This is a genomic window from Acidovorax sp. (genome assembly GCF_046341535.1).
Classification (GTDB): Bacteria; Pseudomonadota; Gammaproteobacteria; order Burkholderiales; family Burkholderiaceae_C; genus Acidovorax.
On sequence record NZ_JBKDRI010000189.1, the window covers coordinates 1 to 14,354 of the forward strand.

Sequence of the window (14,354 nt, forward strand, 5' to 3'; positions counted from 1 at the left end):
GCGACCCTGATGCCTAGGAGCCTGTCGGACTTGGAAATCGTCGGCTGCAAGTTGACCGCAGCGGTCCATTTTTAACCGCCTTTTTGCCCCATAGCTCGGCTATGGGGCTGCAAATTCGGCAAAAACTGTCCTCGCTGGGGCCGATTTTCGCTTTCGACGCTCCAAGTCCGACAGGCTCCTAGAACGCTGGCGGCGTGCCAGACAGCGACTCCAGCCAGCTGATGGAGGCCGACAGCTCCGAGGGCCGGATTTCGTGCGCGCCAGGAAACTCGTGGTACGCCACAGACACCGGCAGCGGCGCCATGTGGTGCACGATGGCCTGCGCGTGCGCCAGGGGGATCACGTTGTCATGCGTGCCGTGGCTCACCCACAGTTGCTTGCCGTGCAACGCATCGGCTGGCGCCGTCAGCGGTAGCACCTGGTGCAGCAGGCGGCCGTGCCAAACCATCGCAGCGTGCATGAGCGCGGGCTGCGTCAGCAGCAGCGACAGCGCCATGATCCCGCCCTGGCTGAACCCGCCCAGCACCACCCGTTCGGGCGGAATACCCAGTTGGTGAGCCGCCGCCTGCGCGGTCTGCGCCACGAGCGAGCGGCTCTGGGCCTCTTGCGTTTCATCGATGGAGCGCTCCCCGTTGGGTTCGATCGAAAAGTCAAACCAGGCGTGCGAACCTGGGCCCATGCGAAATGGCGCACGCAGGCTGATGACGTGGAACCGTTCGGGCAACTGGCTCCCCAGACCAAACAGATCCCGTTCATTGCTGCCCACGCCGTGCATCAGCACCAGCAGCCAGGGACGCGGGTAGTTGGGGGACGCGGGGCGCTGCAAAAAAGTGAGCGGTAAATCAAGCATGGGCAGGCGCAAGTGGCAGTTTTTATGGATGAATGAGGGTGACGGCGCGGTTCGGACGCTCAGGGCGCGGATTCCAGCGCAAACGCGTCCATCGACAGCATGCTGTACACCACCTCACGGCTCAGGTAGCTTGGGTGCAGATCGTCGCCGGCAGCGCCCAGCGCAAAAAAGATGGGCAGGAAATGGTCTTCGGTGGGGTGCGCGCGCGTGGCGTGCGGCGCCTGGGTGCGATAGTTGAGCAGTGCCTGCAAGTCACCGCGCGCGAGCGCAGACTCGATCCAGCGGCTGAACTCCAGCACATAGGGCGAAGGCTCGCGCGCGCCTCCAAAGAACTCGGCCAGGTTGTGGGTCATGCTGCCCGAGCCCACCAACAGCACGCCCTGGCGACGCAGCCCGCGCAGGGCCGAGCCCACGGCGTACACATCGGCCGGTCCGGCGTGCGTGGGCAGTGCCACCTGCACCACGGGCACATCGGCCTGTGGAAACAGGTGCATCAGTGGCACCCAGGCGCCGTGGTCGAACGGACGGCCAGCGTCGCCCTGGGCGTTCAGGCCAGCGGCGTTCAGCAGCGCCAACACCTCCTGCGCCAGCGCGGGCGAGCCCGGTGCCGGGTACTGCAGCTGGTACAGCGCGGGCGCAAATCCACCAAAGTCGTGCCAGGTAGCGGGTTGCGGCCCGGTCATCACCTGCGGCGAGTGCGCCATCCAGTGCGGCGACATGATCACAATGCCGCGCAGCTGCGGAAACCGCTGGCGCAGGTGCGTCCCCCAGGCGGTCAGAGAAGGGCCAGTGGTGCCGGCCTCCAGCGCAAACAGTGGCGCCCCATGCGAGACAAAGAGCGCGGGCAGTGCCACGCTGGGTTGAGGCAAAGGCTCCAGGCGGGCGGCAGGCGCGACGGCGATGGGACTCTGTTGCGAGGTTGTCATTGCGGATCTTTCGGCTCCAGTCACTGTAGACCGTGCGCAGGCAAAGACCAAGGCCTGTGCGCCCAACAGACCGTTGCATGGTTGATATCAATCAAAGGGATTCATACCGAGCCATCCAGCGCATCCTCCGATGTGCTGCCCGCCTTGGGGCAGATCTTGGCCTAGGAGCCTGTCGGACTTGGAAATCGTCGGCTGCAAATCGACCGCAGCGGTCCATTTTTAACCGCCTTTTTGCCCCATAGCTCGGCTATGGGGCTGCAAATTCGGAAAAAACTGTCCTCGCTGGGGCCGATTTTCGCTTTCGACGCTCCAAGTCCGACAGTCTCCTAGGCAAGCGAGGGGATCGCAGCCCCGCTCACACATCAATGGCGGCCGCCGAGCCGGCCTGCTTGCGCAGCTCGAACTTCTGGATCTTGCCGGTGCTGGTCTTGGGCAACTCGCCGAACACCACGGCGCGCGGCACCTTGAAGCCGGCCAGATGCTTCCTGCAGTGCGCCACGATGTCTTCAGGTGTCGTTTGCGCGCCAGGCTTCAGCTCCACAAAAGCGCAAGGCGTCTCCCCCCAGCGCGAGTCGGGCTTGGCCACCACGGCCGCGGCCAGCACCTCAGGGTGGCGGTAGAGCACGTCTTCGACCTCGATGGACGAAATGTTCTCGCCACCCGAGATGATGATGTCCTTGCTGCGATCCTTGATCTTGATGTAGCCATCGGGGTACTGCACGGCCAGGTCGCCGCTGTGAAACCAGCCACCGGCAAAGGCCTCTTCGGTGGCCTTGGGGTTCTTCAGGTAGCCCTTCATGGCGATGTTGCCCCTGAACATGATCTCGCCCATGGTCTCGCCGTCCTGCGGCACGGGTTGCAGGGTCTGCGGGTCCAGCACGCGCACATCGCGCTCCAGGTGGTAGCGCACGCCCTGGCGGGCGTTCAGGCGGGCGCGCTCGCCAATGTCGAGCCGCTCCCACGCCTCGTGCTTGGCGCACACGGTGGCGGGGCCGTATACCTCGGTCAGACCATACACATGGGTCAGGTCGAACCCCATCTTTTCCATGCCTTCGATCATGGATGCTGGCGGCGCAGCCCCTGCCACCATGGCTTTGACGCCGGTGGGCAAACCCTCTTTCATCGCCGCCGGTGCATTGACCAGCAGCCCGTGCACGATGGGCGCGCCGCAGTAGTGGGTGACGTTGTGGTGGCGGATCGCGTCGAAGATGGCCTGCGCTTCCACGCGCCGCAGGCACACGTTGACCCCCGCGCGGGCGGCCACCGTCCACGGAAAGCACCAGCCGTTGCAGTGGAACATGGGCAAGGTCCACAAGTACACAGCATGCTTGGGCATGTCCCACTCCAGCACATTGCTGATGGCGTTGGTGGCTGCGCCGCGGTGGTGGTAGACGACGCCCTTGGGGTTGCCCGTGGTGCCCGATGTGTAGTTCAGGGCAATGGCATCCCATTCGTCGGCAGGCAGGCTCCAGGCAAAGTGCGGATCGCCGCTGGCCACGAAATCTTCGTAGCTGACCGCATCCAGCGCCTGCGCGGGAGGGCCATAAAGCTCGTCGTGTACCTGCACGATGAAAATCGGCGCGGTGGACTGGCGCAACGCGAGTGCCCGATCGATGGTGCCGCTGAATTCAGGGTCCACGATCACGGCCTTGGCCTCGCCATGGTCGAGCATGAAGGCGATGGTTTCGGGATCGAGTCGCGTGTTCAGCGCGTTGAGCACCGCTCCCGCCATGGGCACACCAAAGTGCGCCTCCACCATGGGCGGCGTGTTGGGCAGCATCACCGCTACGGTATCGTTTTTGCCGACGCCCGCTCGCTGCAGGGCACTGGCCAGTCGGCGGCAACGCGCATAGGTCTGACCCCAGGTCTGGCGCAGGCTGCCGTGCACGATGGCCAGGCGGTCGGGGTAGACCTCGGCCGCGCGCTCCATGAAACCCAGCGGGGACAAAGGCGCATGGTTGGCCGCGTTGCGGGGCAGGTTCTCGTCGTACATGGAGGTCATGGCAAGGATCCTCTTCAAAATGCCGTTTTGCGATATGACGGCGGGCGGGTCGGACGCCATTTTGAGCCGCCTGGCAGGAAAAATTCCAGGTTTCAGCAGTCCCGCCAGCCGCAACCCTGCCCTGGGCCAAAATACGCTCGTGTCCATCCCCCAGTCATTCATCCAGGAGCTGCTCTCGCGCATCGACGTGGTCGAGATCGTCGGGCGCTACGTGCAGCTCAAAAAGGGCGGGGCCAATTTCATGGGGTTGTGCCCCTTCCACGGGGAAAAGTCACCATCGTTCAGCGTCAGCCCGTCCAAGCAGTTCTACCACTGCTTTGGCTGCGGCAAGAACGGCAATGCCATCGGGTTCCTGATGGACCACGCCGGCATGGGCTTCGTCGAGGCCGTACAGGACCTGGCCCAGCAGGTGGGGCTTCAGGTGCCCGACGACGATGTCTCGCCGCAGGAAAAGGAACGTGCCGCCGCCGCCCGCCAGAGGCAGGCGACGCTGACCGACGTGCTCGAAAAGGCGGCTGACGCCTACCGCCGCCACCTTCGCGAATCGCAGCGCGCCATCGGCTACTTCAAGGCCCGGGGTGTTTCGGGCACCGTGGCCAAACGCTATGGGCTGGGCTACGCGCCCGAGGGTTGGCGCAGCCTGGCCAGCGTGTTTGCGCACTACGACGATCCGCTGCTGGAAGAAAGCGGCCTGGTCATCGTGAGCGAGGACGACGGCGGCAAGCGCTACGACCGATTCCGCGACCGGGTGATGTTCCCCATCCGCAACGTCAAGGGCGAATGCATCGGCTTCGGGGGGCGCGTGCTGGGCGATGAAAAGCCCAAGTACCTGAACTCGCCCGAGACACCCGTGTTCCACAAGGGGCGCGAACTGTACGGCCTGTTCGAGGCGCGCACGGCCATCCGCGAGACCGGCTATGCCCTGGTCACTGAAGGCTACATGGATGTGGTAGCTCTGGCACAACTGGGCTTTCCGAACGCTGTGGCCACGCTGGGCACGGCCTGCACGCCGGACCACGTGCACAAGCTGCTGCGCTTTACCGAGGCTGTGGTCTTCAGCTTCGATGGCGACGCGGCCGGCCGCCGCGCAGCCCGCAAGGCGCTCGATGGCGCCCTGCCCCACGCCAGCGACACGCGCAGCATCAAGTTCCTGTTCCTGCCAACCGAGCACGACCCCGACAGCTTCATTCGCGAGCATGGCACCGACGCCTTTGCTCGCCAGGTGACGGATGCCATGCCGCTCAGCCGCTTCCTGGTCGAGGCTGCAAGCGATGGCTGCGACCTGGCCACAGCCGAAGGGCGCGCCCGCATGGCCAGCCAGGCGCGCCCTCTGTGGACGGCCCTGCCCGATGGAGCGCTCAAGCGCCAGCTGCTCGGCGAGCTGGCACAGCTTACCCAACTCAAGGCGCAGGACCTGTCGGACCTGTGGGGACAAGCCGCCGCGCGCGAGGCGCCGCGCGTGCCGCAGCAGCAGCCTGCCGGGCGGGGACCGCGCCCCGCGCCGCAATACAGCGCGGATCACAATAGCGGCACCCCTGTGCACGACGGCCCGCCCGGCTGGGGCGACATCGCGCCCGACACGGGGGCCGGGCCCAGCCACTGGCAGCCCGAGCCTGCGGGAGGCCATGGCGCCTATGCCGCCTACGGCAAGCCGCCGTTTCGCAACAACGCCGACTGGAAAGGCAGCAGCGGCCACTGGAAAAAGAAAGACCGCGATGCGCCCTGGCCGCCCCAGCCGCGACTGCCGCGCACGCCCGCCGTAAGCCGTGCCGACCACGCTGCACGCCTGCTGCTGTCGCACATGACATTTCTCGAAGACCTGACGCACGATGATCACGCCGCGCTGTGCGCGCAGCCTGGACCGCACGGCACGCTGTTTGCGTGGCTGGAGGCGAAGTTTCATGAACACGGCCCGCAGGCCTGGGCCGTGCTGCGCGAGAGCCTGCGCGACCACGAGTGCGAAGCCTTTGCCGTGAAGATGATGACCGGCTCGCACGCACAGACGGAGGGCGACCTGGCCGATCTGCGCCGCGAATTACGCGATTTGCTGTGCCGCATGCAGATCGAGGCCATCGAAGAACAGCAAAAGGTGCTGGTGCTGCAGGCCGAACAGGACCCCACAGCGCTCGAGCGTTACCGCGGCCTGGAACAAAAACGCACGCTTTTGCGCGCCACGTTGCGCGATGGCCTGGCCAGCACATCTTGAATTCACTCAGCGCGATATAATGTAAGGTTAGTTAGCGGCAAGAGCGACAGCAGCACCTCCGAGCCGGGCCACCGTGACACACGCGCACACCGAGCCCAACCATCGCAAGGACTGCACACCAAATGATCGCCCAGACATCTTGCCCCCGAGGACCTCTCCTCAAATCGTGAAGCCCTTTGATCAGCTTTGCGTTGCCACCCGCGCCGGGACCTAAGGCGCTTGCGTTTTCTTTGTGTCCGTTTTTGATTCTGAGGTTGTACATGCCCGCTCAAAAGTCCGCGAAGCCACTCAAGTCAGTCAAAGGAGCCTCCGCCAAGGCTGTGTCGCCCGTTTCTGCCAAGGCCCCTGCCAAGGCCGCCCCTAAGAAAACCACCCCTGAGAAGGCCGCCCCCAAGAAAGCCGCCCCAAAGACAGTCGCTTCCAAGAAAGCTGCTCCCGAAAAGGCTGCTCCTAAAAAGGCCGCTCCCAAGAAGGCCGCGCCTACGCCCGCTGCGGCTGCCAAGAAAGTCCAAACTGTGCCCGTGAAAAGTTCTGCCAAGTCGCCCCAAGCTGCCGATGAGTTGCTGAAGAAAAAGTCTTCCCCTGCCAAGGCAGCTGCCGTCTCCGAAGAAGAAGCCCCCAAAAAGAAGCCCGGTCGCCCCGCCAAGGCTGCCGCTGCAGAAGAGGCCAAGGCACCTGCCAAGCGTGGTCGCAAGCCCAAGGCAGCCGTTGGCGAAGACGTCGGTTCCGACGATGCCGATTTGTCGGATATCGAAGCGGACCTGGAAGGCGAGGTCGAGGAAACCACCGAGGTGGCGGCCGCAGTCGAGAAGGTCAAGCCTCTGCGCATGAAGATCAGCAAGGCCAAGGAACGGGCCTTGATGAAGGAATTCGGCCTGGACGAGACCGTCCTGTCCGAAGAAGACATGCAAAAGCGCCGCCAGCGCCTCAAAGCCCTGATCAAGCTCGGCAAGACACGCGGCTACCTCACGCACGTTGAAATCAACGATCACCTGCCCGACAAGCTGGTTGATGCCGAAACCCTCGAAGCCGTCATCACCACGCTCAATGACCTGGGTGTGGCGGTTTACGAGCAAACTCCCGATGCCGAAGCGCTGATCATCACGGACAACGCCCCAGCGGGCGCCACCGAAGAAGAAGCCGAAGAAGCCGCAGAAGCCGCCCTGTCCACCGTGGACTCGGAATTCGGCCGTACCACCGACCCGGTGCGCATGTACATGCGCGAAATGGGCACGGTGGAACTGCTCACGCGCGAAGGCGAAATCGAGATTGCCAAGCGCATCGAGGGTGGCCTGATGGCCATGATGGAGGCCATCAGCGCATCGCCCGCCACCATCGCTGAAATCCTGAACATGGGCGAGGAGATCCGCGAAGGCAAGGTCGTGATCTCGACCATCGTGGACGGCTTTTCCAATCCCAACGAGGCCGACGACTACGTGGCCGAAGAGGATTTCGACGAATTTGACGAAGCCGATGACGACGACGGCAAGGGCGGCAGCAAGGCCTTGACCAAAAAGCTCGAAGAACTCAAGAAGCAAGCGCTCGAGCGCTTTGACAAGCTGCGTGAGCTGTTTGAAAAAGTGCACAAGGTGTACGACAAGGAAGGCTACGGCACACCTGCGTACATTAAGGCGCAGCAGGCCCTGTCTGCCGAGCTGATGACCATCCGTTTCACCGCCAAGACCATCGAAAAGCTGTGCGACATGGTGCGCGGCCAGGTGGACGACGTGCGCAAGAAGGAGCGCGAGCTGCGCCGCATCATTGTGGACAAGTGCGGCATGCCTCAGGAGATTTTCATCAAGGAGTTCCCGGCCAACCTGCTCAATCAGAAGTGGGTCGAGAAGCAGGCTGCCGCCGGCAAGCCCTGGAGCTCGGTCATGGCGCGCAATATCCCGCCCATCCAGGAATTGCAGCAAAAGCTGACCGACCTGCAGGCCCGCGTGGTCGTGCCGCTGGCCGAGCTCAAAGACATCAACAAGCGCATGAACGAGGGCGAAGCCACCTCGCGCGATGCCAAGAAGGAAATGATCGAGGCCAACCTGCGTCTCGTGATTTCCATTGCCAAGAAGTACACAAATCGCGGCCTGCAGTTCCTGGACCTGATCCAGGAAGGCAATATTGGCCTGATGAAGGCGGTGGACAAGTTCGAATACCGCCGTGGCTACAAGTTTTCGACTTACGCCACATGGTGGATTCGCCAGGCCATCACGCGCTCGATCGCCGACCAGGCTCGCACCATCCGTATCCCGGTGCACATGATCGAAACCATCAACAAGATGAACCGCATCAGCCGCCAGCACCTGCAGGAGTTCGGTTTTGAGCCCGATGCGTCCATCCTGGCTGCCAAGATGGAAATCCCGGAGGACAAGATCCGCAAGATCATGAAGATCGCCAAGGAGCCGATCTCCATGGAAACCCCCATCGGGGACGACGACGACAGCCACCTTGGCGATTTCATCGAGGACGGCGCCAACACGGCCCCCATCGAAGCCGCCATGCAGGCGGGCCTGCGCGACGTGGTCAAAGATATCCTCGATGGCCTCACTCCGCGCGAAGCCAAGGTGCTGCGCATGCGCTTTGGCATCGAGATGACCAGCGACCACACGCTCGAAGAGGTGGGCAAGCAGTTCGACGTGACGCGCGAGCGCATTCGCCAGATCGAAGCCAAGGCGCTGCGCAAGTTGAAGCACCCCTCGCGTTCGGACAAGCTGCGCAGCTTCATCGATTCGCTGTAACGCGCGCCACCCCCCCGAAAAGCCCGCCCCTGCATTGCACGGGCGGGTTTTTTGCATCTGTGACGATGGGACCGCCGCAGCTGCAGCGGCGATACCGATAGGCCTGCCCGCTGTATGCACCCCCAAAGTTGCTGGTTAACCCTGATACCAGTGACAGCGCTTTGACAGTTTGGGCCGCGACCATCAGCCCCAGGGTTCATCACAGCACTGATTCAGGCTTTCACTGCCCTGCAGTGCAACGTCACGACGAGTTGGCGAACCCGTTCGCCAGCAGGCCGATGCGCCGGGAAGGGCTGGTGGGACATCGGAGTGATCCCCAACCAGAAGGCCTTTCATGACCAGACTCGACCGCCGGAAGGCACTGAGCTTCGCAGCCCTCGCAGCCACCTTGTGGCTTGCGGCCAGCCCCCTTGCCTCGGCCCAGTCGCCCACGGCTGCGCCCCTACCGCGTGCCGCTCCGGGCGCGCCCGCATCGTTGGCCAAGGCCCCGCGCCTGGCCGCCAAGCTGCGCATCGTCATCCCCGCCAACCCAGGCGGTGGCTGGGACCAAACCGGCCGCGCCTTGGGCGCCGCCCTGGTAGCCGTCGGTGCCGCTGAGCAAGTGGAGTAAGAAAACATCGGTGGCAAGGGCGGTACCGTGGGTTTGGCCCAATACGCCGAGAAATACAGCAACGACCCCAACACCCTGCTGATGGGTGGCATGGTGATGGTGGGCGCCGTGGCGCTGCAAAAGCCCGCTGTGGACCTGATGCAGGTGCAGCCCCTGGCGCGGCTGACCAGCGACTACCTGGTAGCGGCCGTGGCAGCCAGCTCGCCCATCAAGACCGCCAAAGACCTGGCCGACGCCATGCGGGCCGACCTTAAATCCATGCCCGTGGCGGGCGGCTCTGCCGGGGGCGTGGACCATATGTACGCAGGTGTGCTGGCACGGGCCGTCAAGGCCGCACCCGACGCGCTGGTCTACAAGCCTTTTGCCGGTGGTGCAGAGGTGGTCGAAGCCCTAGGTTCGGGCAACGCAGTGCTGGGCTTGTCGGGTTACAGCGAGTTCAGCGATGCCATTGCGGCGGGCAAGCTGCGGGCGGTGGGCGTGTCTGCGCGCCGCAGCGTGTTTGGCATACCGGCGCTGCGCGAACAGGGCGTGGATGCGGTGATGGCCAACTGGCGCGGTGTATTCACGGGCAAGGGGGTGCCTGCTGCGCGCATCTCCGACATGCTGGCTGCCATCGAAGCCGCCACGCGCCATGAGTCATGGGTCCGCACCCTCAAGCACAACCGCTGGGAGCCATCATGGCTGACTGGCAAGGACCTGGCGGACTTCATGGAGCTGGACCTGACCACCGCGAGGGTGATGGTGTACCTGCTCAAGCTCAAGGCTTGAACTGCGACGGGTAGCAGCCGCCTCGTCGGCCCACCTGTATCTCAACCGATCCGTCCTTCCCGCAATCTAACGATTTGGCCATGAACTTGTCTAACCACTCCATCGGCGCCCGCATGGCGACCGCGCTGGGCCTTGTGCTCGCACTGCTGCTGGGTGCAGCCCTGTTTGGCATTGCCGCGCTGTACCGCAGCCTGAACACATACGACACCACGGTGCTGCAGCGGGTGGCGCAGGAGCGCGCCGTGAGCCGCATGGAAAGCGACTTCAAAAAACAGGTGCTGGAGTGGAAAAACACCCTGCTGCGTGGAGAAGATTCGCGCAAGCGCGAGCTGCATTGGGCGGCCTTCCAAGCCAGCGAAAAGAGCGTAGCCGACGCAGCCAATGCACTCAAGCCACAGCTCTCCGACCCTGTGGAACAGGCAGCGCTGCAGAAATTCGCGGCTGCCCATACCGATATGGCCCAGGGTTACCGCAAGGGGTTTGAGGCGTTCCAGTCGCTCGGCTTCGTGCCGGCTGCAGGCGATGCTGACGTGGCCGATATCGACCAGGGCCCAGCGCGGTTGCTGACAGAACTGAGCGAGCAGGTGGCTGCCAGCAGCGCCGCCATTGCCCGGGATGCCGCGCTGAATGCACACCGTGCGCTGGTCAGCAGCCTGGTGGCGCTGGCGCTGGTGACGGCACTGGGCGCGGTGGTTGGTCTGCTGCTCACACGCTCGGTCGTGCGGCCGCTGCAACAGGCGGTGTCGGTGGCCAACAAGGTGGCGTCCGGTGACCTGACCACCACGATCGTAGTGAACGGCAAAGATGAGCCGGCGCGCCTGCTGAAGGCGCTGCATGCAATGCAGGACAACCTGCAAAACGTGGTATCCGGCGTGCGCATCAGTGCCGAAGGCGTGGCCAGCGCCAGCGCCGAGATCGCGCAGGGCAACGCCGACCTGAGCTATCGCACCGAGGAGCAGGCCTCGTCGCTGGACCAGACCTCGTCGTCCATGCAGCAGCTACAGACCATCGTTCAGCAAAACGCAGCCAGCGCCCAACGCGCCAATGATTTGGCACGCGGCGGTGCAAAGGTAGCGCAGCGCGGGGGCAGCGTGGTGACGCAGATGGTGGAAGTGGTGCAGGGCATCCAGGACAGTTCCCGCCGCATTGCGGACATCATCGGCGTGATCGATTCGATCGCATTTCAGACGAACATCCTCGCGCTGAACGCCGCCGTGGAAGCGGCTCGCGCGGGTGAACAGGGCCGGGGCTTTGCCGTGGTGGCGAGCGAAGTGCGCAACCTGGCTACCCGCAGTGCCAGCGCTGCGCACGAGATCAAGCAACTCATCCAAACCAGCGTCGAGCGCGTGCAGGCGGGCTCGGACTTGGCCCGCAATGCAGGTACCACCATGGCGGAAGTGGTGTCGTCCATCCAGGGGGTGAGCGCACTCATGGAAGAAATCAGCCAGGCGAGCGCGTCGCAGACCAACGACATGCTGCGCGTAACCCAGGCGATCGTGCGCATGGACGAGACCACGCAGCAAAACGCGGCCCTGGTGGAACAAAGCGCTGCAGCAGCAGGCAGCCTGAGCGGACAGGCGAGGCAACTCGTAGAGGCTGTGCAGGTGTTTCGCCTGCGCCAGGGCAGCGGCAATGCGCCCGCACTGCCCCCACCAAGTACGGAGTAACACGGTCTGGCGCCGGCTTGCGTCGACATTCAACATGCGGACGCGGCAGCGCCTAGGCCGACTTCAGCACGAACCTGTCCCCGTGACATGCCATTGATGCCGCTGGCGCCCGGGTCGTTGTCGACCATCACGCCCCTGCCTGGCGCCTTGCCCAAACCGGGCCCGATCACGCGGGCCGCTGCGTCGGCGAAGGCCTGCCGCCGCGCAGAGACCGGTCAGGCGGAGGCGCGGCTGGCACGCAGCGCGGTGATCTGCTCTGCCGTGTAGCCCAGCTCCTGCAGCAGTTCGGACGTGTGCTGGCCCAGCACGGGGGGTTGCAGGCGTACCCCCAGTCGCTGTCCATCCATGCGCAGCGGAAAGAGCGCTGTGCGGGCCGTCTGCCCTGCCCGCTCGCCGTCAGGCAGCGTGATGTCTGCCAGGCCGCCAGTGGCATTGAGATGCGGGTCGTCCAATAGCTGCTCAGGCCGCGAGATGGGAGCAAACGGCAGGCCGTGCTTTTCAAAGATGGCAGCCAGCGCGCTCGCGCTGTAGCCTGCCAGGCGGGCGCGCAGATCGGGTATCAGCGTAGGACGGGCACGCACACGATCATTGTTGGTGGACAGCAGGGGGTCGGCTTTCAGATCGGCAAACCCCAACGCGTCGCAGAAAGTGACCCATTGCGCATCGCTCACCGCAGCCAGGAAGATCTGCTCACCGTTCTTCACACTGAATACGTCGTACAGCGCCCACGACGAGATGCGGTCGGGCATGGGGGCCGCAGGCTGGCCCGTCACGGCGTACTGCATCATGTGCTGGCCCACCAGGAACACGTTGTTCTCGAATAGGGCTGAGTCCACTTCCTGCCCACGCCCGGTGATGCCGCGCTGTATCAGCGCCGCCATCGCACCGATGGCACCAAACATGCCGCCCATGATGTCGTTGACGCTGCTGCCCGCGCGCAGGGGGTCGCCGGGCCGCCCGGTCATGTAGGCCAGCCCGCCCATCATCTGCACCACTTCATCGAGCGCCGTGCGGTGCTCGTAGGGGCCGGGCAGAAAGCCGGTGTGGTTGACATAGATAAGACGCGGGTTCTGGGCGCTCAATGCGGCGTAATCGAGGCCATGCTTCGTCATGACACCGGGCTTGAAGTTCTGGGCCACTATGTCGGCCGAAACGGCCAGTCTGCGTGCCACCTCCAGTCCATCAGGGCTGCGCAGGTTGAGGGCGATGCTCTTCTTGTTACGGTTGAACATGGGGAAAAAGCCTGCGCCTGCGCCCAGGAGGTGGCGGGTGCGGTCGCCTTCGACAGGCTCGACCTTGATGACCTCAGCGCCGAGGTCGGCCAGCACCATGCCGCAGGTGGGGCCCATGACCATGTGGGTGAACTCCACCACGCGCAGGCCTGCCAACGGTAGCGGACGCGCTGGCGAAGCTGTATCTTTGCATGATGCTGCCGAGGAAACTTCAGGCGATGTGGCGGCGGTAGCGTGCATGGATAGGCAATGAGGATTGGGAGGATATGTGGCACGGAGACCGCGGGCGGTCACTCGGTACAACGGGCAGCTGTGGGGTGCTCAGTATGCCGTTTCGAGGGCCTGGCGTGTCGCCGGGTCGTGCCCTCAGAGATGGTGTAAGTCCGCAGCCCGGACAGGCTGAGATACACGGCACTCTGGCTACGGGTCGAGAAACCGGGCTGGATCGGCCACACCGGCGTTCAAAGGACTGGCGCATCCACTGCCTTTGCGTGGCCCAGTTGCAACAAATTGCTGCAAAAGCGCTTCATCTTTCGCACTTCAATCATGTGTGGTGTGCTTATGGAGCTACCAAACTTGTAGCAAAACAGGATCCGCGCTATAGTCGTTGCGGACCAAAGGGCGCGGCGCGGGCCACCCGAATGAACATGACCCAACACTTGCGATAGGAGAAGCGTCCATGAGCTCCAAAGAGAATGCCGCCATCAACCAGTTACTTGAGCGGCTTGAATGCCGCTACGCTCTGCGCGTGCTGTGGGCCTTGAAGGACGGTCATCCCCAGACCTTCCGCCTGCTGCAGGACAGTGTGGGCGGCATCACCCCCAACACCCTGAACACCCGCATCAAGGAACTGCGCGAAGCCGGCTTCCTGGACCATGGCAGCGATGGCTATATCGTCACATCTTCGGGCGCCGATCTGCTCAAACGCCTGTCAGATGTGCAGGCTTTTGCGACCCGCTGGGTGGCAGGCCGGGCCAAGAAGTCCTGAGGCACAGCGCCATCGCATTTGGTGGAGCACAACCGTACTCCGGTTTGCCCCATATCGAACATCCGCTCCCCCTTCGCTTTTGCTGCCCTGGCGCAGACAGCGATCAAAACAGTCTCCCCAGCATCTATTACTGAAAACAATATCACCATGGCACTCACCACCACAGCATCCGGCCTGCAATACGAAGACACCGTTGTCGGCGACGGAGCAGAAGCCACCCAAGGTCAAAATCCTGGATCCGTGACCTGATGGTCGAGATTTTGCTGATTCTCCATTGAAATCAACGACTTGGATGCTATGTGACGTTTCACCCAGCAGGTGAAGCGACCATGACCGACTTTGTAATCAAACAATTGCCCTACGACTTGAG

Annotated in this window: 8 protein-coding genes and 2 pseudogenes; 6 read left to right on the forward strand and 4 right to left on the reverse strand. The window is 63.7% G+C overall.

Going from position 1 to position 14,354, the window contains the following annotated elements:
* Nucleotides 1-178 precede the first annotated feature (178 nt).
* The 3 genes from ACK543_RS14255 to ACK543_RS14265 form a co-directional block, all read right to left on the reverse strand.
* On the reverse strand, nt 179-850 hold the full coding sequence (locus ACK543_RS14255; RefSeq protein ID WP_409943501.1) for an alpha/beta hydrolase: 672 nt from the start codon (nt 848-850) through the stop codon (nt 179-181).
* A gap of 59 nt (nt 851-909) precedes the next feature.
* A complete protein-coding gene (locus tag ACK543_RS14260; RefSeq protein ID WP_409943502.1) occupies nt 910-1,776 on the reverse strand; it encodes a DODA-type extradiol aromatic ring-opening family dioxygenase in 867 nt (288 codons plus the stop codon).
* 355 nt (nt 1,777-2,131) lie between these two features.
* Nucleotides 2,132-3,778, reverse strand: coding sequence for an acyl-CoA synthetase (locus ACK543_RS14265; protein ID WP_409943503.1), 1,647 nt, complete (start codon nt 3,776-3,778; stop codon nt 2,132-2,134).
* A 139-nt stretch (nt 3,779-3,917) separates the two neighbouring features.
* Between ACK543_RS14265 and dnaG the strand changes: the two genes are divergently transcribed.
* From dnaG to ACK543_RS14285, 4 genes and pseudogenes are all read left to right on the forward strand, one after another.
* The gene (gene dnaG / locus ACK543_RS14270; protein WP_409943504.1) at nt 3,918-5,984 is read left to right on the forward strand and encodes a DNA primase; all 2,067 of its coding nucleotides are present in this window, start codon (nt 3,918-3,920) and stop codon (nt 5,982-5,984) included.
* Between the two features lie 260 nt (nt 5,985-6,244).
* Entirely contained in the window at nt 6,245-8,719 is a 2,475-nt protein-coding gene (gene rpoD, locus ACK543_RS14275; protein WP_409943505.1) for an RNA polymerase sigma factor RpoD, read from the forward strand.
* Nucleotides 8,720-9,053: 334 nt separating this feature from the next.
* A pseudogene (locus ACK543_RS14280) lies at nt 9,054-10,097 on the forward strand (Bug family tripartite tricarboxylate transporter substrate binding protein).
* A gap of 80 nt (nt 10,098-10,177) precedes the next feature.
* Complete coding sequence (locus tag ACK543_RS14285) at nt 10,178-11,764, forward strand: methyl-accepting chemotaxis protein (protein WP_409943506.1); 1,587 nt, start codon at nt 10,178-10,180, stop codon at nt 11,762-11,764.
* A 215-nt stretch (nt 11,765-11,979) separates the two neighbouring features.
* Here the strand turns inward: ACK543_RS14285 and ACK543_RS14290 are convergent, their stop codons facing one another.
* Nucleotides 11,980-13,236, reverse strand: coding sequence for a CaiB/BaiF CoA transferase family protein (locus ACK543_RS14290; protein ID WP_409943507.1), 1,257 nt, complete (start codon nt 13,234-13,236; stop codon nt 11,980-11,982).
* Between the two features lie 439 nt (nt 13,237-13,675).
* Between ACK543_RS14290 and ACK543_RS14295 the strand changes: the two genes are divergently transcribed.
* Complete coding sequence (locus tag ACK543_RS14295) at nt 13,676-13,984, forward strand: winged helix-turn-helix transcriptional regulator (RefSeq protein WP_409943508.1); 309 nt, start codon at nt 13,676-13,678, stop codon at nt 13,982-13,984.
* Between the two features lie 147 nt (nt 13,985-14,131).
* Nucleotides 14,132-14,215, forward strand: a pseudogene (locus ACK543_RS14300) (FKBP-type peptidyl-prolyl cis-trans isomerase); the annotation flags it as partial.
* Nucleotides 14,216-14,354 lie beyond the last annotated feature (139 nt).

Excerpts from the sequence above, each read along its gene's own strand:
- ACK543_RS14255 (WP_409943501.1), bottom strand. The coding sequence starts at position 850 with ATGCTTGATTTACCGCTCACTTTTTTGCAGCGCCCCGCGTCCCCCAAC.
- ACK543_RS14260 (WP_409943502.1), bottom strand. The coding sequence starts at position 1,776 with ATGACAACCTCGCAACAGAGTCCCATCGCCGTCGCGCCTGCCGCCCGC.
- ACK543_RS14265 (WP_409943503.1), bottom strand. The coding sequence starts at position 3,778 with ATGACCTCCATGTACGACGAGAACCTGCCCCGCAACGCGGCCAACCAT.
- rpoD (WP_409943505.1), top strand. The coding sequence starts at position 6,245 with ATGCCCGCTCAAAAGTCCGCGAAGCCACTCAAGTCAGTCAAAGGAGCC.
- ACK543_RS14285 (WP_409943506.1), top strand. The coding sequence starts at position 10,178 with ATGAACTTGTCTAACCACTCCATCGGCGCCCGCATGGCGACCGCGCTG.
- ACK543_RS14290 (WP_409943507.1), bottom strand. The coding sequence starts at position 13,236 with ATGCACGCTACCGCCGCCACATCGCCTGAAGTTTCCTCGGCAGCATCA.
- ACK543_RS14295 (WP_409943508.1), top strand. The coding sequence starts at position 13,676 with ATGAGCTCCAAAGAGAATGCCGCCATCAACCAGTTACTTGAGCGGCTT.